1 protein-coding gene is annotated in these 429 nt (G+C 55.9%); it reads left to right on the top strand.

From position 1 onward, the window contains the following. The coding region (locus NCT03_RS33715; protein WP_250495518.1) for a DDE-type integrase/transposase/recombinase at window positions 1–429 on the top strand (429 nt) is incomplete at both ends.

Genomic DNA, 429 nt, shown 5'->3' with positions numbered 1-429 from the left:
GGCGATCAGATGCAGGTCGACTGGGTCGAGTTCCGCAGACGCAAAGAAGCGAATCTGTTCGCATTCGTGGCCACTCTTGGCTATAGCCGCGCGACCTACGTCGAATTCGTTTCCGACATGCGGCTCGATACTTTGCTCAGGTGTCACGTCAACTGTTTTAACTGGTTCGGCGGTGTGCCGCGCCGTGCGCTTTTCGACAACATGAAGACCGTTGTCATAGAGCGGGACGCGTATGGTCCAAAGCAGCACCGCTTCCAGCCGGGGTTTCTCGACTTCGCCCGGCACTACGGGTTTAAGCCCGAGCTATGTCAGCCTTATCGCGCGAAGACCAAAGGCAAGGTCGAACGGATGATTGAACCGCCCCGGAAATGTAGGAGACTTCGGATCTTGGCTGTAACGGGAGATTTGAAGCATGGAAAGCGAAGGCAA

Origin of the sequence: Caballeronia sp. GAWG1-1, assembly GCF_023631465.1 — a bacterium.
Lineage (GTDB): Bacteria > Pseudomonadota > Gammaproteobacteria > Burkholderiales > Burkholderiaceae > Caballeronia.
This window is presented reverse-complemented; position numbering and strand designations above follow the sequence as displayed.